The organism is Streptomyces sp. Rer75, assembly GCF_013414305.1.
GTDB lineage: Bacteria > Actinomycetota > Actinomycetes > Streptomycetales > Streptomycetaceae > Streptomyces > Streptomyces himastatinicus.
Genome location: NZ_CP058693.1, coordinates 9,298,596 through 9,322,432, shown reverse-complemented (window position 1 = coordinate 9,322,432; position 23,837 = coordinate 9,298,596). Strand labels below are relative to the sequence as shown.

Sequence of the window (23,837 nt, the reverse complement as noted above, 5' to 3'; positions counted from 1 at the left end):
GTAGCGGTGAAGGTCAGGTGGCGGGGGTGGCGAGGGGGACGGCCGCCGATACGACGGTGCCCTCCCCCCGGGTGGATTCGACGGTGAGCGTGCCCCCCAGCTGGCGTGCCCGCACCCGCATGGCGGGCAGCCCGTGGCCCCGCTCCGGGCCGGTGTCCGGGGTCCGGGGGCGCTCGGGGTCGAAGCCGCGGCCGTTGTCGGCGATGTCCAGCGAGATCTGGTCGTCCAGCCACGTCAAGGTCAGTGCGGCCCGGGTCGCCCAGGCGTGTTCCCGTACGTTGGCCAGGGCGCCCTGCGCGATGCGCAGCAGCGCGGCCTCGACCCGTTCCGGCACCGGGCCCGGCACACCGTCGAGCCGGAAGCCGACGGTCAGCCCGTCGCCGCACTCCCGGTCGGCGAGTGCGCGCAGCGCCTCGGCGAGGGTGCGTTCGGCGAGGTCGGCGGGGGCCAGATCATGGACGAACCGGCGGGCCTCGGCGAGGCTGCGGGACGCGATCCCGGCCGCGTCCCGCATATGGCGGCGGGCCGCGTCGGGGTCCGTCCCCCAGGTGCGGTCGGCGGCCTGGAGCAGCATCTGCTGGCTGGACAGGCCCTGTGCGAGGGTGTCGTGGATCTCGCTCGCCAGCCGCTGCCGTTCCGCGAGGACGCCCGCCCGCCGCTCGGTGGCGGCCAGATCGCGGCGGGTGCGGACCAGGTCTTCGATCAGGACGCGCTGCCGGGCCGCCTGGCGCTGGAGGTGGACCAGGACGGCGGTCGCGACGGCGCTGATGGCCAGCGGGGCGACCACCACATTCGGGTTGAGCCCTTCGTGGGACAGCCGCAGCTCGGTGGCGACGACCAGCACGGTGAGCACGGCCGCCAGCGGCACGGCGGTGCGCACGGGCAGCGTCTGTAGTCCGGTGAACAGCAGCGGCATGGCACACCAGGTGGCGCTCGGGGCGAGGACGAGCAGACCGGCCCAGACCACCGACACCGCCCCCAACCAGGCCAGATGCCGTGCGCTCGGCCGGGCGCCGGGGCGTGGCGCGGGGGCCAGGAGCCGCCCGAGCACATACAGCAGCCCGAAGGCGGCGAACAGGGTGACGGCATATCCGGTGTGCGTCCCTTCGTGATCGCGCGTCAGGAAGCGGATCAGTGAGGAGCCGAGCAGCAGGAGGAACGCCCCGTCCATGACCGACCGGAGCCACCGGGCGTCCGGATCGGCCCACTCGCCCTCCCCCGCCCGGCCTCTCCGCATCGCCGTCCCCCTCACTGCCTCGTCCGTTCCAGCCAGTCCTATTACGGGGCGCCGCGCTCCGCATCATCCGATCGGCTGACCCTGCCGTCACCCGAACCGCCTCCGGCCGTTAGCCGGTCCGGCGAAGCAGATGGCGGTCACCCGCACTGATGCTGAGTCAAGGGCCCGCGACAGACATTCCGCGCCCCCAGCGAAAGGATCATTCATGCCTGCCAAGAACGTCACCGTCAACCGCGCCAGTCTCGGTCACCGCGTCTCCTACGCGCTCCGTCACCCCGAGCGCGTACCGCGCCATCTGGCGCGGGCCACCCGGGACGCCTGGCTGCGCTACCGCTGGCCGGACCACGTCTCGTACTACCGCGCCGTGATGCGTTCCGACACCCGTGCCAACCCGGACGCGGCGGTCGGCGGCCGTACCCGGGAGCGGTGGCTGGCGCTGGGCGCGATGCAGTTCGACTATCTGCTGAAGCACGGGCTGCGCCCCGAGCACCGCATGCTGGAGATCGGCTGCGGCAATCTGCGCGCGGGCTGGCGCTTCATCCGGCACCTCGACCCCGGCCACTACTACGGCATCGACATCTCCCCCGACATCCTGATCGCCGCGCAGGACACCCTGGTCCACACGGAGCTACAGGACCGCCTTCCCACCCTCACCCCCGTCCGCGACCTCACCCTGCGCTTCCTGCCCGAGGCGCACTTCGACGTCGTCCACGCGCACAGCGTGTTCTCCCACTCCCCGCTGCCGGTCATCGACGAGTGCCTGGCCAACGTCGGCCGGGTCCTGGCGCCGGGCGGCTGGTTCGACTTCACCTTCGACCGCACAGAGGGCAAGGAGCACCAAGTCCTCAGGGAGGACTTCTACTACCGCACCGAAACCCTCATCGACCTCGCCCGGAAACACGGTCTGGCGGCCCGCTTCATGGAGGACTGGGAGGAACTCCCGCACGGACAGTCCAAGATCCGTGTCACCCACGGCGGCTGAGGAGTCCGCGGGCCGTCCGTCACAGGCCGACGTGGAGGTGGGCGGCCCACATCAGAGGGAGCCGGGGATACGCCTGCCGCATGCGGTGGGCGGCCCGGTGGACGACCTGGGCGATGTCACGGTCGTGCTGGGGGCGGTGCAGCAGGTCGGTGTAGATGGCCCGGGCCATTTTGGGGGCCGCCCGGTCTTTGATCGTCCAGAGGGTGCCGATGACATGCGGAAATCCGGCGAGCTGGAACGCGGCCGAGATGTGCACGGCCTCATCGGTCATGTGGCGACCCGGCCGTGAAGTGCCACATGCGGAGAGGTAGGCGAGCTCGGCGAAGGGCAGTCGGAGGGCGGAGAGGTGGCGGACGTCGAACGGCTTGTCCTGGTGGTCATGGAGAAGCAGAAGGCTGCTGGAGGGGTCGTCGAAGCGACTCTGGGCATGGCAGGCGAAATGGGCCCAGGTGGCTTCCCGGAGTGCGGCGTCGACCTGGTCACGGGTGGCTTCGGGCCCGGTCAGGCTGGTGGCGTCGGGAAGCAGCCCGGCGAGCAGACCCGCCTCGTCGCGGGCGCCGGGCAGGTCGGCGGCGCCCGGGGTGCGGGGCATCGACACGACGAGCGGGCGGTGCCGTGCGGCGCGCTCGCCGGTGCGGCGGCGGCCGCGGAGGTGGGTGAGGGCACGGAGGGTGGGGGTGTACGGGGAGATGACCCGGTCGAGGACGGACCTGCCCTCGGTGTCATGGTGGCCCGCGGCGTGCAGCGGCAAGTAGCTGAGCGGGCCGACCGGCGCCCACCACAGCCGTGGCCAGGTGCCATGACGTCCGGGCGACCGGGTGAATTCCAGAGTCGTCAACACCGGTTCGGCGATCGTGTCCCACAGTCGGCCCAGGATCGTTTCGAGGACCTCATTCGCGACACTCTGGCCCACGTCCAGCGCGCCCACGAAGACGTCCACCCACTCGACGACATCCTGGAGCGTGAGATCCGGCAGGGGGATGTGCCGCACCCCCGCCGGGGTGAGGGCCAGCGCGTCGCACCGCAACTGGCTGACATTGACGAGGACGACCGGGCCGTCCCTCACTTCCGACATGAGCTGCGGGAGCGTCGGAGGCAGCAGGAACGAGGCGAAGTCGGGCAGCGCCCGGATCCTCTCGACCACCGCCTCCAGGTCGCGTGCGTGCTCGTGCCGCTGCTCGCTCGGCTCCCGGTCCTCGGTTTCGAGCGCGGCGCTGAGCCACTGGAAGCGGTCGGCGAGTTCGGGGGCCCGTTCCCGGAGGGCGGTCAGGGCGGTGCGGGCGGAGAGGGCGCGGTCGAGCAGGACGCCCCGCCCCTGTTCCAGCAGGGTCACCGCACGCTCCGGGTCTCCTGCCTCCAGGGCACAGGCGGCGGCGCTCGCGGCCAGCCCGCTGTAGCGGGTGAGCCAGTGCTCGGCATCGCTGCGGTCCAGGAACTGGGTGACGAGCAGGGGCAGCAGCTCGACCGCCGTGGCGTATCCGCTCAGCGCCTGCTCGGTACGCCCCGCCGACATCGCCAGCCGCCCGGCATTGAAGCCCGCGTCGACGCGTACCGTCGCCGCCGCGCTCGGCACGGTGGCCGCCGCCAGGTAGGCGTCGATGGCTTCGGTGAGCGTGCCGGGGTCACCCGACACCTTGTGCACGGCGGCCAGGGCCTGCCCCAGCATGAACAGCTTCTTGGCCCGCTCGGGCTCCGGTGAGGTGAGCGCCAGCGCCCGCCGCGCCACCGCCACGGCCTCCTCGGCCGACGCCGGGTCGCCGGTGCGCTCGTAGCGCACCAGGAGCGGGCCGACGAGGTCCGTCAGCAGATGGGGGGCGAGGTCCGCGGCCCTGCGCGCGATGTCGATGGCCTCGTCCAGGATCGCCAGGTCGTCGTTCTCGTGCTCGGCGAATACGGCCAGCGCGCTGCCGAAATTGACGAGGAGCCCTCGCCTGTGGGGGTCGGCGGCCACGCTCTCCCTGCCGAAGGCGACCGCCTCCTCGAGGAGGCTCCGGTCCCGCGTCCTCTCGTACTTCAGGCGCAGCGTCACGACGAGTCCGGACAGCAGGCCGGGGTCCCGGTCGCCGCCGGTCGCCAGTCCGTGGCGGCAGAGGGTGATCGCCTCGTCCAGGGTTTCCAGGTCGCCCGTGTGCTCGTACCAGACGCGCAGCCCGTTGACCAGATGCACGACCCGTCGCCCCCGGTCCGGGTGGTCGGCCGGGGTCTCGGTCATCGCCCGGCGTCCCACGGCGATGACCTCGTGCAGGGCCTCCCGGGTGCCGTACTGGTCGTAGCTCAGCAGAAGCGCGTAGCTGAGCATGTGCAGATGCTGCACCCTCCGCGGATGGCCTTCGGGGGTGCGATGAAGGGCCTCACGGAAGACCTCCACGGCCTCGTCGAGCGCGGACAGTTCGTCCGTGGCCTCGAACCACCCCTGGAGTGCGCCGCCGAGGACCCCGAGGCGATGGGGCCGACTGGGGTCCTCGGCCGGGGTGGCGCTCACCGCCCGTCGGCCCGCTTCGACGGCCTCGGCGAGCAGGGCCGTGTTCTTGGTGCGGTCATACGACGTCTTGAGCGAGGACGCCAGATTCGACAGGTAGAGCGGACGGGCGGGGTGGTCCTCCCCGGTCAGGGCGACGGCCCGGCGGGCCGTCCGGAGGGCCTCGGCCTCTGCCGCGTCATCCCCGGTCCGGTCGGCCCATTCGTGCAGCGCGCCACCGAGGTTGGACAGATACAGCACCAACTGGGGATCGTCCTCTGCTGCCACGTCCACCGCGCCACGGCCAGTGGCGATGGCCTCTTCGAGGAACGTGAGGTCACCGATGCGCCGGTAGGCATCCAGCAGGGCGATGGCGAGGTTGCTCAGTGTCATGGGCGAGCTCGGGTCGGCATCGACCGCCCGGCGTCCCCTGTCGATCGCCTCGTGGAGGGCGCTCACCTCCCCGGTTCGCAGATACCAGGTGCGGAACACATCGCCGAGCTGGGACTGTACGGCCGCCCACCGGGCGTGGCCGGGAGGCAGCGCGTCCGCTGCGCGCCGGGCCGCCTCCACCGAATCCCGCAGCGGGTGCGGATCCTCGACGGTGGTGAGCACGGCGGACAACAGCACGCACAGCAGGACCACCGTGTCCGCGGCGCCGGGGTGGTGGGGAGGCGTCCGGGAGACCTCGTCGCGCAGGTCGCTCAGCACCTGTGCGATCCGCCCCGGTTCCAGACGCGCCAGGAAGTGGCGGAGTTCGGTGTCGCTGAGCGCGGCCCAGTCGTCGGGCTCCGGTGCGAAGGCGTCGTCGGGCTCCGGCGCGAAGACGGACCGCATGGCCTCCGGCACGCCCAGCGGGTCCGCCTCGTACACCGGGCGCAGCAGCGTCTCCGCCAGCCGCAGCTCCGACTCGTCTCCCAGCAGGCCGTACCGGTGCCAGTGCAACCAGCCCACGGCGCGCCGCACTTCGAGGTCGCGCTCGGGGTCGTCGCTCGCGGCCATCAGTTCGGCGGCCTCGCGCGGGGCGTCGGCGTCCAGGACGTCCCGCGGGTCCGCGGTGGCGGCGAAGCGGTCCAGCCGGGCTCGCAGCGCCGTCAGCAGCTCAGATCTCACGCTCCGATGATGACCGACCGGGCATGCGGCCACCGCGGTCACGGCGGTCAGCCGCGGCAACCTACGACCGCGGATCGATCAGCTGCACGATCGGCCTCCCGGCTGCCGGACGCAGGGAAAATACTCACCGTCATCCCTTTTCGCCCCGATGTGCTTAAGTTGGGGCCATGGGAGTGTCGGAGAGGGGCCGGGGCACGGCGGAGTTGCGCGAGGACGCCGTGGCGGCCCTCGCGGGGGTCGCCGGGCTCGTACTGCCGCGCGCGGACTGGGCGCATGTGGAGCGCGCGCTGGGGGCGATGGAGACGGCCGTGCGGGCCGGGGACGAGCGGGCTCTGGGCGCGGTCACGGGGCAGTTGGAGCTGGTGGGGCCGTCGCGGGTGCGGTTGCGCGCGGGCGAGGAGGGCGACGGGCGCGAGCCCGCGTCGCCCGAAGTCCTGGACCGGCTCAACCGCTTGGTGCACGCCCTGCGGAGCGGCGCCGATGACGACGACCTCGACCTCACGGAGGGCGCGTCGGCCGGTGGTGACCCTCACTGACCAGTCGCTCGTCGTCCACCTCTTCGTGGCCACGACCGGGCCGCGCCGGAGCGCGTCGTACCGGCGGCTGCGGGAGGTGTGGGCGGCGTGCGGGCTGCATCTCGGCATGACGCACTCCGTCGCCGCGACCGGGCTGCCGGACACGCTGCCCGAGGAGCTGGGCGAGCTGCCGACGGCGGGGGCGATGGCGGCGCGGCGCGACCGTGCGGGGCTGGCGCAGGCGGTCCTGCGGCGCCACCACGATCTGCTGTGTCTGTCGGTGGCGCTGTCGCCCGCCTCCGGTGAACAAGGGTCCTGGGACGCCTGGGACCGGCGGTGGACGCGGATCGCCGGGGCGGACGGGGACTCGGCGCGGGAGTGGGTGGTCGGCGAGGCGCGGCTGTTCGTGGCCTATCGCGAGGTGGCCGGTGCCGCGCCGGTGGGCACGCGGGAGCTGACGGAGGCGATACGGGCCGATCTGCCCCTGCCGCTCGGGCCGGGCGTCCCGGTGGCCCGCCCCGCGGTCACCCTGTGGGAGGCCACGGGCGACTCGGCCACCGGTGACTCCGCCACGCGTGTGTCGCGGCGCTTCGTCGCGGTGGCGGACGACGGTGGCGACGGCCCCCGGGACACCGAACTCTGGCTGTGGAGCCAGGGCGGTGGCGCGCCGCCGCCGTTCGCCCGCTATCTGGCGGACGCGGCCAAGCTGCGGTACGAGATGCGGGTGCACGCCGCGCACGACAGCGATCTCGCGTCCCCGGCGGGGGCGGTCGTGGACGGTGCCCTCGCGGCCCTGGACGGCCAATCCCCGGACGACGACACCGCCGACGACGGGCAGGCGCACGACCGCGGCGCGGAACTCGCGCGGTGGCGCACCAGACTGCTGGCGCTCACCGCGGGCTCCGCGGGGCTCACCCAGTGGATCACCAGGCTCAGGGAGATGCGCACCACCGTGCGCATCGCCGAGTCCAATATGCGCGCCCAGCGGGATGCCGCGGGCGTCCCCGAGGGCGGCCCCGGCCCGTTCGCCGAAGACCTCGCGCTGGCCGCGTGGTTCGTCCAGCGGCTGTCCGACGGCCTGGTCTATCTGGAGGCGGACCGGGAACGGGCACGGGACGCACTGACGGCCCTGACGGTCGAGGCGGAACACGCCCTCCAGCGGCGCCGGGAGGTGACGCAGCGCCAGGAGGCCGCCGCGCAGCAGCGGCAGAGCAAGGTCAATCTGCTCCAGAGCGCGTTCCTCGGGGCGGTCCTCATGGTGCTCGCCGCGATCCAGAGCTTCGCGTACGAGGTCCCGTTCCTGCCGCCGCCCGCCGTGCCCGCCCTCATCGCCCTGCTCGGTGCGCTCGCCCTGCTCCTGGCCACGCTGGTGCTGTGGCTGGCCACCCCGCCGGAGAGCCGGGCACCGGCCCGGCTCGGCTCGCTGCTGGCCGGACTGGTGGGCGCCACGGCCGGGTGGCTGGCCAGCACGGTGGCCGTGCACGCGGCCACCGGCCGGGCCGCGCCGACCGTGCTGACCTGGGCGGTGGCGCTTCCGGCGTTCGGCTGCGGCTGGCTGGCCATGCGGCGGCGGCTGCGCGCGGACGACGCGCCCGGGTAGGGCTCAGCCGGACACGGCCGCGGCTGCGCGCCGCCGCCGGATCAGGTTGACGCCGAGGACGCCGGCCAGCGCGCCGCCGAGGGCGTAGGCGGTCAGCACGGCCAGGTTGGCGGCGATGCCGTGGCCGGAGAAGTACATGACGTGGCGCACGGCATGGGTGGCGGCGCCGTTGGGGAGGGCGGGGCTGAGCGCCCGCCAGAACGGGGGCAGCAGCTCGGGGCCGTAGGCGCCACCGGCGCTGGGGTTGCCGAGGACCACGAACAGCAGCACCGTGACACCGATTCCCAGGACCCCGAACAGCACCTGGAAGGCGATCGTCATGGCGGCGGCGCCGAAGACGACCAGGGCTCCGATCGCCGACAGGGCGAGGAAGTGTCCGTTCAATGCGCCGAGCAGCGGGCCCACGATCGCCGCGCCGCCCAGCCCGGACAGCACCGCGTACGGCACGGCCGCCAGCAGTCGCCGCCCGGCGCCGCGCGCGGTGGCCGGGCGGGCGCCGAGGGACACGCCCAGCAGCGCGGCGAACAGATAGCCGCCCACCGTCCAGCCCACCACCAGGTAGAAGCTGCTCAAGCCCCGGGCGTCACCCGCCTGCGCGGGAAAGGCGTCGACGACGGACGCGGTGCGGTCCTGGGTCTTCTCGGCCTTCTCGATCACCGTCTCCAGGGCGCTCGCCGTGGAGGCGCCACCGGCACCGGCGGTCAGGAGGGTGTCGGTGCGGGATCCGGGCTTCACGATCAGTACGCCGCTGATCTCCCCCGTACGCAGCCGCTCGCGCGCCGTGGCCTCATCGGCGGCGGTGGCCTTCAGCGGGTGGCCGGGGATCCCGTTGAGCTTCTCCACCGCGTCCGGGGCCATCCGCTGTGGCGCCGCGACCGCGATGGGGATGCGGTGCGGCTGGGGGTGGTGGAAGGCCCCGACGTACGACAGGACGAATCCCAGTTGCAGCAGCAGCGCGCCGACGAGCATCGCCGCGATGCGCGGCGGGACCGCGCCGCGCAGCCGGGCCCACAGCCCGCCCTCCTCCTTCGGCTGGTCCGGGGCGTCCGGCTCGACGCTCCGCGCCGGGGTCTCCACGTGGTCCGTGTCCACCTGACTCACTGATCCGCACTTCCTCAATCACCGACGGGTTCGATACATGACTGTATCGGATACACGAGTGTATCGAACTAGGATGTGACGCATGACGGAAGCCAGTAACAGCGCACTCGACCGCCGGGCGCTGCGCAGCGGACGACGCGCGGACGGCACACCCACGCGCCTCACCCGGCGCCGGGCCGAGACCCGGGAACGTCTGCTGGCGGCGGCGCTCACGGTCTTCGCGGAGCGCGGCTTCGGCCGCGTGGGAATCGAGGAGATCTGCGAGGCCGCCGGGTACACGCGCGGCGCCTTCTACTCCAACTTCGACAGCCTCGACGAGCTGTTCTTCGCCCTCTACGAGCGGCAGGCCGCGCTCGTGACGGCCCAGGTGCAGGACGCGCTGGACGGCGCCACTCCCGACGAGGAGCTGGCCGACCTGCTGGACCGGGTGGTGGGCGCGCTGCTCATCGACCGCACCTGGGTCCTCGTACGCACCGACTTCATGCTGTACGCGGCGCGCAACCCGGACACGGCGGCGGCGCTGATCCGGCACCGCGAGGCGTTGCGCGACACGCTCCAGCCGATCGTGACGGCCTACGTCGACCCCGACACCATGCCGCCCGGGCTGCGCGACCCCGAGTCCCTGACGGCGGCGGTCCTCACGATCCACGACGCGGCGGCGGGCCGGCTGCTGCTCGACCCGGACCTCACCGCCCTGCGGAGCTGGCTGCGCGACATGCTCACCGCGCTCCTCACGCCCCGGCGCTGAGCCCCCGGCACCGGGGGCGGGAGGCGAGACGCGCGTGGCGGGTGGCGAGACGCGCTCGCCACCCGCCACGCCGGTGTTCAGCCCCGCGGACCGCCCGCGGCCGCCGCGCGGCGGCGGCCCGCGCGGGTGATCAGCACCGCGCCGATGACCATCAGCAGCCCCACGCCCGCCGCGCCGAGGCCGATCGTCACCAGGTCCGTCTCCAGGGGCGGATGCTGGGTCTTCGGCGTCCCGTCCGGGGTGGCCAGATGCACCTTGCCCGTGTACTTCACCGGGAGCGTCCCGTCAGCGGGCGGCTTCGAGGAGGCCCGGACGGCGGCCGCGGCGTCGATCGGCCCGTACCCGACCAGCGCGTTGCGCCCGTCCGCCGGATGGTGCGCCGTCTTCGTCAGCAGGGTGCGGACCTGGGCCGGGGTCAGCTTGTCGTTGTGCGACAACATCAGGGCCACCACGCCCGAGGTGAGCGCCGCCGCGGGCGAGGTGCCGTTGACCGGCTCGTAGCCGCCCGTGTTCTTCGCGCTCATGATGGCCACGCCGGGCGCGGCCACCGAGTTGTACGTCCGTACCGTGGAGAACTCGGCGCGGCTGCCGTCCTGCTGGGTGGCGGCCACCGCGATGACGCCCGGGTAGCCCGCCGGGTACGAGGCGTCGTTGAACATGTCGCCCTCGTTGCCCGCCGAGGCGATGACCGGAATGCCCTTCTGGGCCGCCCGGGCCAGGGCGTCGACCTCGTCCTCGTCGACGCTGTCGCCGAACATCTCGCCACCGAGCGACATGGAGATCACATCGGCGCCGTGGTCGACCGCGTAGTCGATGCCCTGACTGGTCGGGCTGGCTCCCTGGCGTATGTCCCCGGGGCCGTGGTCCTCCTTGTCGTCGATCACCCGGACCGACAGGATGCTCGCCTTCGGGGCCACCTTGAGGACGTCCGAGGCCATCGCGGTGCCGTGGCCGCCCCAGCGCGGATCGCCGGGCTGGAGACCGTCCTTGAGGAAGTCGGGGCCGGTGGTCACCTTGCCGTTCAGCGCCACGTGGTTGGTCATGACGCCGCTGTCCAGGACCGCGACCTTGATGCCCTCGCCCTGGGAGGTGCGCTGCGCCGACGCCAGGCCGAGCGCCTTCGCCTCCCAGCTGGTGGGCGTGGGGTTGGCGGCGGCCGCGGGCGGCGCGCCCGCCACGCCGAGCACCGAGCTGAGGACGACCGCGGTCACGGCCGTGCCGAGGCGCGCGCCGGTGTGTCGCCGGACGCTCATGAGGTCCCCTCCGTCAGCAGGTCGAGGTAGTGGACGTTCAGGGCGTCGACGAGGCCGTCGGCGGCGCCCCGCCACGGGGCGCGGTCCTGCTTGGCGTCGATGCTGTACTTGCCCCACTCGCCCGGCAGCTCGCCCGCCTTGCGGCCGTCGACGGAACCCGCGGAGGCCATGAGCGCGTACGGGAGGTACAGGTCGGTGACCGACTGCCCCGCCGAGCCGTTGGCCCGCGCGTCGCTCCACTTGGCCGCGATGGTGCCGGGGACGGCGTACGCCTTCACTCCCGGTCCCGGGTTGTCCTTCTCCTTCTCGGCGTCGAAGAACGTGCTCATCTCCGTCTTCACGGAGTCGCTCTTCGGCAGGACGATCAGCGCCACGGTCGCGACGGTGTTGCCCGTCGGGTCCACGTAGGTGGCGCGCAGGACGGCCTTGCAGCCGAGCTTCTCCGCCTGGGTCGCGGTGGCTCCGCTCAGCCCGTCGTCACAACCGGTCTTCTCGGATATCCCGATGCGGTGCCACTGGGCGCGCTTGCGGTCGGGCGTCCGGGCCTGGCCGGTGCCCTGCCTGGGCGCGACGAAGTCCGGGAAGAGCTTGTCCGCGGGCTCGTTGCGCCACATCGACGCGCCGTACTCGGTGCGGTTGGGGATGTTCTGGCTGTGGTTCGAGTAGGCGTGCGCGGTCAGCGCGCCACCGCCCAGCATCGCGAGGGCGCCGGTGATGCCGAGGAAGGCGGCGAGGCAGCTGCGCCCGGTGCTCTTCTGCGCCCGCGCGGGCGGCGGCGGTTGCGGGGCGGACCCGGCGCCGTACGGAGCGCCTTGGTGTCCCTGACCGCCGTACGGCTGCCCCTGCCCGGCGTACGGCGGCGTCCCCTGCCCGCCGTACGGAGCGCCCTGGGACCCCTGGCCGCCGTACGCCGGTGTCCCCTGCCAGCCCTGCGGGGCACCGGGCGGCGGGGACGGTGGCATGGGCGGTGGGGGCGGCATGGGCACCTGGCCCTGCTGGGGTGGGTATCCGTAGGGCCCGGCGCTGCCAGGGCCTTCAGGCGGTCTCGGGTACGACATGGCACCCCTCCTCGGTGTCGGCGGCCGATGAGCGGGCGCAGAACGGCAGAGGAGACCAACCTCCTACGGCACACGCCCCCGCACGTGCAGAGGTGACCCTACAGATCATGGCTGGCCACGGAGCAACCGGCCCCGGGACCTCCCCCAGGTCCGAGCCCTACGTCCGGCGGTACACGGTGAGGGAGTGGCCGACCTCGTCGACCGGGCGGCTGTGCTCGATCAGGGCCGCCAGCCGCCCCCGCGCCCAGGCGACCGAGGAGTCCGAGACGACGAGCAGCCCGTGCACCCGGCCCGGGGGCACCCGTCGCGGGTCGGGGGCGTGGATGCCGTACGCGGACGGCACACCGCTGCCCTTGTAGACCAGCCACACCCGCTCGTGCCGGTAGCGCTCCCGGAGCCGGTCGGCCAGCCGCCCCAGGTCCTGGCCCCAGTCGACGTTCGAGTCGCGCAGGTGCAGATGGGTCCTGGCCGGACCGCCGAACGCCTCATTGGCGTACGGCAGGTAGTACGGGTAGGCGCGCAGCGAGCTGACCGCCACGCACACCACCAGTGCGGCCGTCACGCCGCGGGCCCCGCGCCACCGGAGCGTGACCACCCCGGCCGCGGCGACCGCCAGGAACATGGGCAGGAAGAGCGCGTACCGCACACCGAGGTCGCGGGCTCCGTTCATGGCCACGGCCAGCAGCACGGCCGCGGGCACCAGGACGTACGGCGCCGCGGGCCGCATCCGGGGCACCGCCACCATCGCGACGGCGCCGGCCGCCCACAGCGCGAGCATGCCGAGTGGCGTCTTCACCAGCAGCGCGGCGGGCAGGTAGTACCAGAGCGAGCCGTGGTACCGGCGGCCGAACAGGAAGCCGCGCCACGGCTGGTCCTCGAACCCGAACTGGATGCGCATCCCGTCGCGGAACGGCTCGGGGACCGGCAGCAGGTCGACCGCGAGCCCGCGCAGCCCGTGGACGGCGGGCACCTGGCCGGGCGTGGTCCAGCGCAACCGCGGGTCGACGGCGAGATACGCGGCCCACACCACGGCCAGCGCGACCAGCGCCATGCCCACCGCGCCCGCCGCGCCCAGCGCCAGGGTGCGCGCCGTCCCGCGCGGACCGGTGCCGGGTGTCCGGCGGGCGTACGCGTACGACAGCACTGCCAGGAGCATCAGCACCGGAACGGCGGGCAGCGCGCTCATCTTGGTGGCCACCGCCGCGCCGAGCGCCGCCCCGGCGAGCGGCAGACGGGCCAGGGGCCGGCGGCGCGCCCGCCACAGCAGCCACACCGAGGTCAGCAGGAAACCGGCCATCGGTACGTCGAGCGTGGCGAGCGAACCGTGTGCGATGACATCGGGCGAGAACGCGTACAGGGCGAGCGCCGCCGCTCCGCCCACGGGACCGGCCAGCTCCGTTGCGAACGCGAAGACGACCAGCCCGAACAGCAGCGTCAGCACGATCACCGGCAGCCGTGCCCACAGCATCACCTGCCAGGGGTCGTTGCCCGACTCGTACAGCAGACGCCGCCCCAGCGCCCCCTGGTCCCCGGCGAAGCCGGGGGCGAGGCGGGTGTGGGCGAACAGCAGTCCGGTGGCGATGAGGAGCTTGCCCAGCGGCGGGTGTTCGGGGTTGAACCGCAGGCTGTGTTCCTGGAGGTACGTCTTCGCCGTCCCCACGTACACCGGCTCGTCGATGGTCGGCGTCTGCTCCACGGCCGCGGTCACCATCGCGACGGCCATCTGCGCGAGCAGCACGGCCACGACGACAGCGACGGCCACGGCCATCCGGCGACGCGGCCGCCGCGGCTCACCGGGCCGCGGCCCACCGCGTCGCAACCCCCCGGCCCGCGCCACCGGACCCACGGCCACCCGGGTCACCCTGTCGAGGACACCTGCCACGTGCATGGAACCCGACCATAATGGTGCGCTTCCGCGAACGTGCTCAGGAACGCGAACTCGGCGCGAACCGCAAAAAGCGAGGTGTGGGCGCGGGCGTGCGGGTCAGCGGGCCGTGCCGAAGTCCTGCGTCCAGTAGTTGTCGGACCCGGAGAGACCGACGCCGATCTCCTTGAAGTCGCAGTTCAGGATGTTGGCCTTGTGACCGGAGCTGTTCATCCAGCCCTCCATCACGCTCTTGGCCGAGCCGTAGCCGTAGGCGACGTTCTCACCGTAGGTGCTCCACGTGTAGCCCGCCGCCTCGATCCGGTCGCCCGGCTGCGACCCGTCGGACCCGGTGTGCGACATGTTGCTGTGCTCGGCCATGTCCTTGCTGTGGGCCTCGGCGGCCTCGGTGAGCTTCGCGTTCACCTTCACGGGCGAGCAACCCACCTTGGCGCGCTCGTCGTTGACGAGTTCCACGACCTGGGCCTCGGCACTGGACGCCGCGGCCGACGGGGAGGCGGCGGCCTTGGTGGCGGGCGCGGTGGTGGCCGGGGCCTTGGACTTCGCCGCCGCCGGAGCGGTGTCGGACAGGGTCGTGGCGGGGGCGGAGGTCGTGCGGGTTCTCGGCGCGGCGGAGGCCGACCGCGAGGCCCGCTCCGTTTCCTTCGCCCGTTTCGTCGGCGCCGTCTTCTCCGCGTCCCGGTGGTGGCTCTTCTTCTCGTGCCACCGCTGCCCCTGCTCCTGCTCCGCGGTCGCGCGGGCCTCGACCCCACGGGCCTGGTTGCCCTTGTCGTCCGGCCCGTCCAGACACGCCATCGCGACGGACGGCACACCCACGGCGGCCGCAGCGACGGCAGCGACGGCTATCTTCCGGTGGTGCGTCTTCGTGGTCCGGTGCTTGCTCATGCGTGACCCTCACTCGGTAGTCGCGGCACGCCCTCCCCCGTGTACGGCCGACTCTGGGCGGAGCGAAGCCAGAACTGCCGAGGCGCTGTGTGGGCCGTCATTCTTAGGGCCGCGCCGAAAGCAATGCAACAAATGTTCGCTACTACCGAGGGTCGTAGTGCGGGGCGTCGCTTGCGAAGGAACACCGGGGTGTGCTGAGGAGGTCCAGTGAAGGAGATGTGACGGTGTCCCGCCGTCAGAATGCCTGGTGGGCTTGTGACCGAGCGGGACACCGGACCCGCGGCGAACCCGGATACGACATGTCGGCAAGGGCCGAAAAGTCTCCGATTTCGCCGAGCGGGTATCTACTATTGCGCCCCGTTCGTTCCGGGGGCCGGTGTGACTGTTGTCATGGGTTCGCCACGATCGGTTCGAGGGGAGCCGTCAGTTCGAGGAGATCCGGGCGGCCACGCAGGGGTCCTCGTTGCGGTAGCCGAGGCGGGTGTAGAGCCGCTCGGCGGGAGTGTTGTCGGCGAGCTGCCACAGGGTGCAGAAACCGTGGCGGCGCACCGCGTACCGGGTCAGCCACGCCGTCAGCGCCGCGCCCAGCCCCTGGCCGCGCTGGGCGGCGTCCGTCGCCACGGACGCCATCAGCGGCGCCCCGCTGTCCCGCAGGCTGCTCATGGCGCCGCAGGCCACCAGTCGGCCGTCGTCGCCGCGGATTCCGCACCACAGGCTCACGTCCGCGGAGCCGGGGCCGGTCGAGTAGGCGGGGCTGTGTTCGCCGAGGAAGTCGAGCAGCTCGCCGTGGTGGCTTTCGTCCAGGACGACCACGCGCTCCTCGCCCCGCTGCACGGGTGGTTCCTCCAGCGTCCAGCGGAACACCCACTCGACGACGTCGTTCACCGGCAGATGGCGGGCGACCAGGGCCTCGGTGCCACGCGGCCCGGTGAACTCCCGCACCTTCTCCGGACGGCGCTGCGCGGCGCGCAGCACCAGCCCGGCGGCGGGCTCCGGGCCGCCGACGGTCCACACATGGCCGCGGACGTCGTCGAGCCACGCCGCGGCGCCGTCGCCCGACCAGCTGAACCGGCCGGCCGGGCGCGGCCGAGCGGCGCCGAAACGCAGCAGCGCGGAACCGGGTCGCAACTCCAGGCCCTGGTCGAACAGGTCCGTGGTCCGGGGAGGAAGAGTCGTTGCCAGCATCGCTCTCAGGAAGGACGTAGTGGAGGGACGGCGACAGCCCGGACACGCGCGGGCGCGACCGGAGACTGTCCTGCTGAGGTATGGGGAGCCCGTCGGCGGCTGCGCGCGCGGGCGCGCCCGGCCGAGCGGGCGGTCCACTGTCGCATACGGCCCCGGGCCCGGGGCAAATCGGCGACGGGCCCCATCAGGCGTTCGTCCGACCGCCGCGGACGTGTCCCCCGCCGTTCAGCACGCCGACGCCGAGGGTCACCCCGCCGCCGTGTCTCCACGCCTCCGCACCGCGGCCCGGCTCACCGCTCCGGCGAAGCGGCCGCGTCCTGCGGCTCGGACAGCGCTGCCAGCCCGGCCAGCCCTTCCGGCAGCGTCCCGGTGTGCACCACGCCCAGCCGCTGGGTCGCCCGGGTCAGCGCCACGTACAGGTCGCTCGTCCCGAACTCCGCCGGCTCGGCCACGATCACCGTGTCGAACTCCAGCCCCTTGGCCTGCCGCGGGTCCAGCAGCACCACCGGGCTGGTCAGGTCCGGGGACCGGCCCGCGGACGCGTCCGGAAGCGCGGCCGCGAGGGCGTCGTGGTGGCCGCGCTGGGCGATCACCGCGAGGCGGCCCTCCGTCCCCGACTCCCGCGCCACGGCGTCGGCCACCGCGCCCGGCAGGTCGTCGGTGTGCCGCGCCCAGGGGCGTACGCCGGTGGCGCGGACCGAACGCGGCGGTTCGAAGGCGGGGTCCGCGGTCCGGGCCACCTCCGCCGCGACCGCCATGATCTCGGCCGGGGTGCGGTAGTTGACGCCGAGCCGGGTGTGTTCCCAGCGGTCCTCGACGTACGGGGCGAGGATCGACGCCCAGGAGCCGCAGCCGCCCGGCTCCGCGGTCTGCGCGGGGTCGCCGACGAGCGTCATGGAACGGGTCGGGGAGCGGCGCATCAGCAGCCGCCACGCCATCGGGGACAGCTCCTGGGCCTCGTCCACGATGATGTGGCCGAAGGCCCAGGTGCGGTCGGCGGCGGCGCGTTCGGCGGCGCTGCGGTGGTCGGCCTCCTCGTTCCGGTCCGCCAGGCGTTCGGCGTCGATGAGGTCGTGGGCGGCCAGCACCTCCGAGTCGTCGTCCTCACGGTCCTCGAACTCCTGGGTGCGGGAGCCGTAGGAGAGGTCGAGCACGCCCTGCGCGTACTCGATGCGCTCCAGCCGTGCCCCCTCGGCGGCGGCGCGGGCCGCCGAGTCGTCCTCGCCGAGCAGTTCGGCGGCCTCGTCCAGCAGCGGCACGTCCGCCGGGGTCCACGCACCGCCGCTGCGGCGGATCGCGGCGGCGTCGGCGTCGGCGACGTGGACGGGGTCGGTGAGGAAGTCCGCGACCAGCTGCTCCGGGGTGAGTTCGGGCCACAGCTCGTCGATGGCGGCGTGCACCTCGGAGCTGGCCGCGATCGCCTTGCCGAGCTGGGCGATGTCGTCGGGGCCGAGGAGGTTCGGGCCGCCGTACGGGTCCGCGCCGATCCGGTCGGTCAGCTGGGCGGTCAGCCCGTCGATGACACTGAACGCGAAGTGCGGGCGGGCCAGGTTGTGCGGCAGCCGGGTCTCGCGTGCGCGCCACCGCGCGTCGCTCGCGATGTCCGCGTCCAGGACCAGGTCACCGTCGTCGTGGTCGATCACGATCGCCGGGTCGGGCAGCGCCTGCCGGTCCCGTACGAAGCGGGCCAGGGCGTCCGCCATGGTGGCGCGGCCCTTGGCCTCGGCGGCCTCCGGGGTGTCGGTGCCGGTGGCCGTGACCCCGGGGTACAGCTCGCCGAGCGTGGCGAGCAGCACACCGGTCTCGCCGAGCGCGGGCAGCACCTCGCCGATGTAGCCGAGGAACGCCGGGTTGGGCCCCAGGACCAGCACCGCGCGGCGGGCCAGCAGCTCGCGCTGCGCGTACAGCAGATGGGCGGCGCGGTGGAGCGCGACCACGGTCTTCCCGGTGCCGGGACCGCCCTCGACGACGAGGACGCCGTGGTGCGGGGCGCGGATGATCCGGTCCTGCTCGGCCTGGATGGTCTGCACGATGTCGTGCATCCGGCCGGTGCGGGCCGAGTCGAGCGCGGCGAGCAGCACGGCGTCCGCGTCGCTGTTCTCGTGCCCGGTCCGTACGGTGTCGGACAGGTCCAGGATCTCGTCGTGCAGGGCCGTGACCTGCCCGCGCTCGGTGGTGATGTGGCGCCGGCGGCGCAGCCCCATCGGGGTGTGCCCCGTCGCCAGGTAGAACGGTCGCGCCACATCGGCCCGCCAGTCGATGACCAGCGGGGTGCGTTCCGCGTCGTCGCGCCGGATGCCGATGCGCCCGATGTGGTGGTCGCGGCCGTCACGGAACTTGAGCCGCCCGAAGCACAGCCCCCGCTCCCCCGCGTCGAACGCGGCGAGCAGCCCGGACCGCTCGGCCACGAGCACATCGCGCTCCAGCCGCGCCTGGAAGTTCCGCCCCTCCATCGACAGGGCGTCACTCACCGCCTCCTCGGCCCCGGCCCGCAGCTCGGCGAGACGCGCATGGAGCAGGTCGATGAATTCCTGTTCCTGGCGCCATTCCGCGTTTGACAATTCAACTCCCGCTGGATATGATGACTTCATCGAGTTTCAATGTGCCTGGAGTGCGTACAGGCACACAAATCCCCAATATACGCAGCGGAACTCCCCGGACTCAAGGCAGCCGGGGTTTTTTCTTTTCCCCTTCCTCGCGTTAATGCGCTACGGCGCACATTCCCGGTTCAGCTCCCGGTTCAGCCGGATCAGAGTGACGCCGTAGACGACGATCCACACCACCCACAGCAGCCACCCGGCGAGCCCGAGCAGCCCGAAGGCCTCGCTCCGGCCGAAGAACCACGTGGTGAGGGTGGCCGACGCGAAGAGCAGCGCGGCCGACACCAGCCCGAGGCGGCCGTGCCAGCGCCGTATGAGCCCGGCGCGCAGCCCGCCGACGGACAGCCCGACGAGGGCGAGCGCCAGGAAGGTCGCGTTGAGGGCGAACAGGGCATCGTGCAGCGCCCAGAGCCCGGCGGTCGCGCCCCTGTGGTCCCTGACCGTGGACGCGAGCGCCAGGCGGATCGCGATGACACCCGCGAACGCGGCGTTCTGGAGGACCAGACCGGCCAGGCCGATCAGGGACCACGCCTCTCCCCTGCGCCGTTCGGACCCCCACAGCACGGACACCACCCCCGCGCCGAACATCGTGGCCAGCACCCAGGCGGCGGGGGTCAGGGCCGATCCGATGCCGACGACGTGGCTCTCGGCGCCGAAGAACGCGACGACCTCGCCCAGCCCCGCACCGGCGGCCGGCAGCCCGGCGGGCACCTGGATCGCATTGCTCAGGGTGATCATCGCGGCGAAACCGAGGGCGGCGAAACCGCAGATCCGGGGGAAGCCCAGGGCGGTTGCCTCATTGACTTTACGCAACATATATTCACTATAGACAGCGACAAGCGAATGGCAACACCGAAGGGGAGACCGTGAGTTCGGAGCCGGGCCGACGCCCCTACGAGTCGATCCGCCGTACGGCGCAGGCGCAGCAGACCCGGGCGGAGATCGCCCGTGCCGCGCGCACCTGCTTCGTCGCCCAGGGCTGGTCCGGGACGACCGTGCGCGAGGTGGCCCGCGAGGCGGGCGTCTCGGTGCCGACGGTGTACGCGGCGTACGGGAACAAGACGGGCCTGATGCGGGCGGTGGCGGACGCGGCCGACCTCTCCGCCGACGCGTCGCGCATGCTCACCGAGTTGGAGGCCCCGGGGACGGAGCCCGCCCGGCAGCTCGCCGCGATGGCCGGATACGACCGGCGGCTGTTCGAGCGCGCGGGCGACGTGATCACGCTGATGCGGGAAGCGGCGCGCACCGAGCCCGAGTTGGCCACGGCGTACCGCGACGGCCGGAGCCGGGGTGACGAGACCCGGGTGCGGGTGTTCTCGTCCTGGCCGGCCGGCACGCTGCGCAGCGGCCTGGACATCGCGGCCGCGGTCGATGTCTACGCCGCCCTGTGCACTATCGACGTCTACACCACGCTCACCGTCGAACGCGGCTGGCTGCCCGACGCCGTCGAGCGGTGGTGGGGCGAGGCCCTGGCCCGCGAACTGCTGGCGCCCCGCCCCTGACACCCGGACACCACGCCGCCCCGGTGGGCAACTGGGTCGCCGCCGGGCGCCCCCGCCCGGCCACGCCGCCGCGCCCCTTGCTCCACCACGCCGCGCAGGGCGCCTGCCAGGGCCTTGCGCACAGCGCGCCGCCCGGCGATCTCCGCACCGGCCACCGGGACGCGGCGGCCGGGCAACTGGGGACATTCCAGAGGAACGCCGGAAACCCACCTCCCGGATTACGCTGCTCGCGCGGGAGAGCACCCGACCGAGGCACCCGCTCGGAGCCGAAGCGAGAGCGAGGATCGAGATGTTGTCCGCGATGCCCGCCACGGAACCGCACGACCCCATGGCGCACGGACCGGTCGCGTTCGGCGGCGAGGGAGCGCGGCGATGAGCGGCGGCCACCTGGAGGTGTGCGTCGTCGGCGCCGGGCCCCGGGGGCTGTGCGTGGTGGAGCGGCTGTGCGCCAACGAGCGCGCGACACGGTCGTACGAGACCATCACCGTGCACGTCGTCGACCCGGCGGCGCCCGGCGCGGGCGCGGTGTGGCGCCCCGGCCAGTCCCGCCATCTGCTCACCAACACCGTGGCGTCCCAGATCACCGTGTACACCGACGACAGCGTGCGCATCGAGGGCCCGATCGAGCCCGGCCCGAGCCTGTACGAGTGGGCGCGGAGCCTCGCCCGGTTCGGCGAGCCGGGCGAGTACGACACGCCCACGCTCGCCGAGGCCCGGGCGCTCGGCCCCGACTCGTACCCCACCCGCGCCTTCTACGGCCGCTATCTGCTGGACAGCTTCCAGCGGGTGGCCGCGCGCGCCCCGGAACACATCACCCTCAGGGTGCACCGCTCGCGCGCGGTGGCGATGGCCGACACCAGCGGGGTGCCGGGCGGGCCGCAGGGCATCCGGCTGGCGGACGGCACCAGGATCCACCAGCTGGACGCCGTGGTCCTGGCCCTGGGCCACCTCCCCGCCCACCTCACCCCGCGCGAGGAGCGCACCGCCAGCCTGGCCCGCATCCACCACCTCAGCTATCTCACCCCGGCCAACCCGGCCGATGTGGACACCGGTTTCATCGGGGCCGGGGAGCCGGTGCTGCTGCGCGGGCTCGGCCTCACCTTCTTCGACCACATGGCGCTGTTCACCAGCGGCCGCGGCGGGGTGTTCGACCGCGTCGGGGACCGCCTGGTGTACCGGCCCTCGGGGCGCGAGCCGAAGATGTTCGCCAGCTCGCGCCGCGGGGTGCCGTACCACGCGCGCGGGGAGAACCAGAAGGGCGCCTCCGGCCGCCACGTTCCGCGGCTGCTCACCCCCGAGACCATCACCGGGCTGCGCCGCCGCGCCGCGGCGGGCCAGCGGGTGCGGTTCCGCGCCGATGTGTGGCCGCTGATCGCGGCGGAGGTGGAGAGCGTCTACTACGCCGCGCTGCTGGCCTCCCGCGGCGCCGACCCCGGGCCGTTCACCGACCGCTTCCTGACCGCGTCGCACCAGGAGCGGGCCGCGCTCCTGGACGCGTACGGCATCGCCCCCGGTGACCGCTGGGACTGGGAGCGACTCCAACAACCCTGCGCCGGGCGCGAGTTCGCCGACCGGGCGGAGTACCGGGCCTGGCTGCTGGACCACCTGGCCCGGGACGTGGCGGAGGCGAAGGCGGGCAACGTCGACGGCCCGCTCAAGGCGGCGCTGGACGTGCTGAGGGACCTGCGGAACGAAGTGCGCCTGGTCGTCGACCACGGGGGCCTGGACGGCGGATCCCATCTGGACGAGCTGGACGGCTGGTACACCCCGCTCAACGCGTTCCTGTCCATCGGCCCGCCGGCCTCCCGCATCGAGGAGATGATCGCGCTCATCGAGGCCGGGATCCTGGAGGTCACCGGCCCCGGCACCCAGGTGTGCATCGACACCGAACGGCCCGCCTTCGTCGCGCAGTCCGCCCTGGTGCCCGGGGAGCAGGTGCGGTCGCGGCATCTGATCGAGGCCAGGCTGCCGGTGCCCGACGTACGCCGCGCCGCCGATCCGCTGCTGCGCCATCTGCTGCTCACCGAGCAGTGCCGCCCGTACCGGATCGAGGGGGAACGCGGCATCAGTTACGAGACGGGCGGGCTCGCCGTCACCGAGCGGCCGTGCCATGTCGTCGACGCGCAGGGGCGGGCCCATCCGCGCCGGTTCGCCTACGGCGTCCCGACCGAGTCCGTGCACTGGGTGACCGCCGCCGGGATACGCCCCGGCGTGGACTCGGTGAGCCTCGGCGACGCCGACGCGATCGCCCGCACCATCCTGTCCCTGTCCCCCGCCCCGCGGACGCCCGCGCGGCTCACCGCGGGCGGGGGCACCCACCTCACGGGAGTGATCGTGTGAGCGACCCCCTGACCGACGCGGGCCTGCTCTCGCCGGTGCGCGCGGGCACCCCCGCCGAGGCGGCGGTGTGCGACACGGCCTGGCTCCAGGCCATGCTCGACGCCGAAGCCGCGCTGGCCCGCGCCCAGGCCCGGCTGGGCACCCTGCCGGTGTCCGCGGCCGACACCATCACCCGCGCGGCCCGCGCCGAACGGCTCGACCTGCGCGCGATCGCCGTCGGAGCGCGCGAGACCGCCAATCCGGTGGTGGGCCTCGTACGGGCGCTCACCGACGTGGTGGCGGCGGAGGACGCGGCCGCCGCCGAATACGTCCACCGCGGGTCCACCAGCCAGGACGTGTTCGACACCGGCGCCATGCTGGTCGCCCGCACCGCGCTCCGGCTGATCCGGGCCGACCTGGACACCGCCGCCCGCGCCCTGGCCCGGCTCGCGGCCGAACACCGCGACACCGCGATGGCGGGCCGCACCCTGGCGCTGCACGCGGTCCCCACCACCTTCGGGCTCAAGGCGGCGGGCTGGCGCGAGTTGCTGCGGGAGGCGGGCCACCGGATCGGCACCGTCGCGGACACCGGCCTGCCGGTGTCCCTCGGCGGAGCCGCGGGGACCCTGGCGGGCTACCTGGAGTACGCCGGACCCGTCGAGCCCGGCGCCTACCTCGACGATCTGGTGGCCGCGTTCGCCACCGAAACCGGCCTCGCCCGCCCGGCGCTGCCGTGGCACACCCTGCGCACCCCGATCGCCGACCTCGCCTCGGCCCTGTCGTTCACCGCCGGAGCCCTCGGCAAGATCGCCGTCGATGTGCAGTCGCTGGCCCGCACCGAGGTGGGCGAGGTCGAAGAGCCCACCGCCCCCGGCCGCGGCAGCTCCTCGGCCATGCCCCACAAACGCAACCCGGTCCTGGCCACCCTCCTCCGCAGCGCCGCCCTCCAGGTGCCCCCACTGGCCACGGGCCTGACCCAGTGCCTGCTCTCCGAGGACGAACGCTCGGCGGGCGGCTGGCACGCCGAGTGGCAACTGCTGCGCGAATGCCTCCGCCTCACCGGCGGCGCCGCCCACACCGCGGTCGAACTGACCGAGGGCCTCCGCATCCGGCCCGCGCGGATGACCGAGAACCTGGAGCTGACCGGCTCCCGCATCGTCTCCGAACGCATCGCCGCCGTCCTCGCCCCCCGCCTGGGCAAGGCGGCGGCCCGACGACTGCTCGACACGGCCACGGCCGAGGCCGAACGAACCGGCCGGCCACTCGCCAAGGTCCTCACCGACCTGCCCGAGGTGGCTCTCGACGCCACGGAACTGACGGCCCTGTGCGACCCGACCCACTACACCGGCGCCGCGGGCCCCCTGGTCGACCGCGCGCTACGGCCCCGCGCGTGACG

Annotated in this window: 17 protein-coding genes; 7 read left to right on the top strand and 10 right to left on the bottom strand. The window is 73.5% G+C overall.

Annotated features, from left to right (window positions below; all coding sequences use genetic code 11):
- Nucleotides 1-13: 13 nt before the first annotated feature.
- Nucleotides 14-1,237, bottom strand: a complete 1,224-nt coding sequence (locus HYQ63_RS39510) for a sensor histidine kinase (RefSeq protein ID WP_179938614.1) — start codon at nucleotides 1,235-1,237, stop codon at nucleotides 14-16.
- Nucleotides 1,238-1,442: 205 nt separating this feature from the next.
- On the opposite strand from HYQ63_RS39510, the gene HYQ63_RS39505 reads away from it, so the two are divergent.
- Nucleotides 1,443-2,219: a class I SAM-dependent methyltransferase gene (locus HYQ63_RS39505; RefSeq protein ID WP_179938612.1), complete on the top strand. Its 777-nt coding sequence runs from the start codon at nucleotides 1,443-1,445 to the stop codon at nucleotides 2,217-2,219.
- A gap of 19 nt (nucleotides 2,220-2,238) precedes the next feature.
- On the opposite strand, the gene HYQ63_RS39500 is transcribed toward HYQ63_RS39505, so the two are convergent.
- Complete coding sequence (locus tag HYQ63_RS39500; RefSeq protein WP_179938610.1) at nucleotides 2,239-5,790, bottom strand: CHAT domain-containing protein; 3,552 nt, start codon at nucleotides 5,788-5,790, stop codon at nucleotides 2,239-2,241.
- A 167-nt stretch (nucleotides 5,791-5,957) separates the two neighbouring features.
- Between HYQ63_RS39500 and HYQ63_RS39495 the strand changes: the two genes are divergently transcribed.
- Together HYQ63_RS39495 and HYQ63_RS39490 are read left to right on the top strand one after the other, a co-directional pair.
- Entirely contained in the window at nucleotides 5,958-6,326 is a 369-nt protein-coding gene (locus HYQ63_RS39495; protein WP_179938608.1) for a CATRA system-associated protein, read from the top strand.
- Complete coding sequence (locus HYQ63_RS39490) at nucleotides 6,271-7,905, top strand: CATRA conflict system CASPASE/TPR repeat-associated protein (protein WP_179938606.1); 1,635 nt, start codon at nucleotides 6,271-6,273, stop codon at nucleotides 7,903-7,905. Before HYQ63_RS39495 ends, HYQ63_RS39490 begins: the two co-directional genes overlap by 56 nt.
- Nucleotides 7,906-7,908: 3 nt before the next feature.
- On the opposite strand, the gene HYQ63_RS39485 is transcribed toward HYQ63_RS39490, so the two are convergent.
- Nucleotides 7,909-9,006 carry a DUF3533 domain-containing protein gene (locus HYQ63_RS39485; RefSeq protein ID WP_257232454.1) on the bottom strand — a complete coding sequence of 366 codons (1,098 nt, stop codon included), beginning with the start codon at nucleotides 9,004-9,006 and terminating at the stop codon, nucleotides 7,909-7,911.
- A gap of 82 nt (nucleotides 9,007-9,088) precedes the next feature.
- On the opposite strand from HYQ63_RS39485, the gene HYQ63_RS39480 reads away from it, so the two are divergent.
- On the top strand, nucleotides 9,089-9,754 hold the full coding sequence (locus tag HYQ63_RS39480) for a TetR/AcrR family transcriptional regulator (protein ID WP_179938604.1): 666 nt from the start codon (nucleotides 9,089-9,091) through the stop codon (nucleotides 9,752-9,754).
- A gap of 77 nt (nucleotides 9,755-9,831) precedes the next feature.
- On the opposite strand, the gene HYQ63_RS39475 is transcribed toward HYQ63_RS39480, so the two are convergent.
- The 7 genes from HYQ63_RS39475 to HYQ63_RS39445 form a co-directional block, all read right to left on the bottom strand.
- A complete protein-coding gene (locus HYQ63_RS39475; RefSeq protein ID WP_179938602.1) occupies nucleotides 9,832-11,007 on the bottom strand; it encodes a S8 family serine peptidase in 1,176 nt (391 codons plus the stop codon).
- Nucleotides 11,004-12,065, bottom strand: coding sequence for a hypothetical protein (locus HYQ63_RS39470; protein WP_257232453.1), 1,062 nt, complete (start codon nucleotides 12,063-12,065; stop codon nucleotides 11,004-11,006). Before HYQ63_RS39470 ends, HYQ63_RS39475 begins: the two co-directional genes overlap by 4 nt.
- Before the next feature lie 157 nt (nucleotides 12,066-12,222).
- A complete protein-coding gene (locus HYQ63_RS39465) occupies nucleotides 12,223-13,953 on the bottom strand; it encodes a phospholipid carrier-dependent glycosyltransferase (RefSeq protein ID WP_179938600.1) in 1,731 nt (576 codons plus the stop codon).
- Nucleotides 13,954-14,049: 96 nt separating this feature from the next.
- On the bottom strand, nucleotides 14,050-14,835 hold the full coding sequence (locus HYQ63_RS39460) for a CAP domain-containing protein (RefSeq protein WP_179938596.1): 786 nt from the start codon (nucleotides 14,833-14,835) through the stop codon (nucleotides 14,050-14,052).
- Nucleotides 14,836-15,258: 423 nt separating this feature from the next.
- The gene (locus HYQ63_RS39455; protein WP_179938594.1) at nucleotides 15,259-16,020 is read right to left on the bottom strand and encodes a GNAT family N-acetyltransferase; all 762 of its coding nucleotides are present in this window, start codon (nucleotides 16,018-16,020) and stop codon (nucleotides 15,259-15,261) included.
- 290 nt (nucleotides 16,021-16,310) lie between these two features.
- The gene (locus HYQ63_RS39450; protein WP_179938592.1) at nucleotides 16,311-18,611 is read right to left on the bottom strand and encodes an ATP-binding domain-containing protein; all 2,301 of its coding nucleotides are present in this window, start codon (nucleotides 18,609-18,611) and stop codon (nucleotides 16,311-16,313) included.
- 117 nt (nucleotides 18,612-18,728) lie between these two features.
- Entirely contained in the window at nucleotides 18,729-19,436 is a 708-nt protein-coding gene (locus HYQ63_RS39445) for a 2-oxoglutarate/malate transporter (protein ID WP_257232452.1), read from the bottom strand.
- Nucleotides 19,437-19,486: 50 nt separating this feature from the next.
- Here HYQ63_RS39445 and HYQ63_RS39440 point away from each other — a divergent pair, with 50 nt between their 5' ends.
- From HYQ63_RS39440 to pcaB, 3 genes are all read left to right on the top strand, one after another.
- Nucleotides 19,487-20,122: a TetR/AcrR family transcriptional regulator gene (locus HYQ63_RS39440; protein WP_179938590.1), complete on the top strand. Its 636-nt coding sequence runs from the start codon at nucleotides 19,487-19,489 to the stop codon at nucleotides 20,120-20,122.
- A 372-nt stretch (nucleotides 20,123-20,494) separates the two neighbouring features.
- Nucleotides 20,495-22,462, top strand: a complete 1,968-nt coding sequence (locus HYQ63_RS39435; RefSeq protein WP_179938588.1) for an FAD/NAD(P)-binding domain-containing protein — start codon at nucleotides 20,495-20,497, stop codon at nucleotides 22,460-22,462.
- On the top strand, nucleotides 22,459-23,835 hold the full coding sequence (gene pcaB / locus HYQ63_RS39430) for a 3-carboxy-cis,cis-muconate cycloisomerase (RefSeq protein WP_179938586.1): 1,377 nt from the start codon (nucleotides 22,459-22,461) through the stop codon (nucleotides 23,833-23,835). The genes HYQ63_RS39435 and pcaB overlap by 4 nt, the downstream gene beginning before the upstream one ends.
- Nucleotides 23,836-23,837: the final 2 nt, after the last annotated feature.

What these genes read in the sequence shown, in the direction of transcription:
- HYQ63_RS39465 (WP_179938600.1), bottom strand. Translation starts at nt 13,953, where the DNA reads ATGCACGTGGCAGGTGTCCTCGACAGGGTGACCCGGGTGGCCGTGGGT.
- HYQ63_RS39455 (WP_179938594.1), bottom strand. Translation starts at nt 16,020, where the DNA reads ATGCTGGCAACGACTCTTCCTCCCCGGACCACGGACCTGTTCGACCAG.
- HYQ63_RS39510 (WP_179938614.1), bottom strand. Translation starts at nt 1,237, where the DNA reads ATGCGGAGAGGCCGGGCGGGGGAGGGCGAGTGGGCCGATCCGGACGCC.
- HYQ63_RS39450 (WP_179938592.1), bottom strand. Translation starts at nt 18,611, where the DNA reads ATGAAGTCATCATATCCAGCGGGAGTTGAATTGTCAAACGCGGAATGG.
- HYQ63_RS39435 (WP_179938588.1), top strand. Translation starts at nt 20,495, where the DNA reads ATGAGCGGCGGCCACCTGGAGGTGTGCGTCGTCGGCGCCGGGCCCCGG.
- HYQ63_RS39460 (WP_179938596.1), bottom strand. Translation starts at nt 14,835, where the DNA reads ATGAGCAAGCACCGGACCACGAAGACGCACCACCGGAAGATAGCCGTC.
- HYQ63_RS39480 (WP_179938604.1), top strand. Translation starts at nt 9,089, where the DNA reads ATGACGGAAGCCAGTAACAGCGCACTCGACCGCCGGGCGCTGCGCAGC.
- HYQ63_RS39495 (WP_179938608.1), top strand. Translation starts at nt 5,958, where the DNA reads ATGGGAGTGTCGGAGAGGGGCCGGGGCACGGCGGAGTTGCGCGAGGAC.
- HYQ63_RS39490 (WP_179938606.1), top strand. Translation starts at nt 6,271, where the DNA reads ATGACGACGACCTCGACCTCACGGAGGGCGCGTCGGCCGGTGGTGACC.
- HYQ63_RS39475 (WP_179938602.1), bottom strand. Translation starts at nt 11,007, where the DNA reads ATGAGCGTCCGGCGACACACCGGCGCGCGCCTCGGCACGGCCGTGACC.
- HYQ63_RS39505 (WP_179938612.1), top strand. Translation starts at nt 1,443, where the DNA reads ATGCCTGCCAAGAACGTCACCGTCAACCGCGCCAGTCTCGGTCACCGC.
- HYQ63_RS39470 (WP_257232453.1), bottom strand. Translation starts at nt 12,065, where the DNA reads ATGTCGTACCCGAGACCGCCTGAAGGCCCTGGCAGCGCCGGGCCCTAC.
- HYQ63_RS39445 (WP_257232452.1), bottom strand. Translation starts at nt 19,436, where the DNA reads ATGTTGCGTAAAGTCAATGAGGCAACCGCCCTGGGCTTCCCCCGGATC.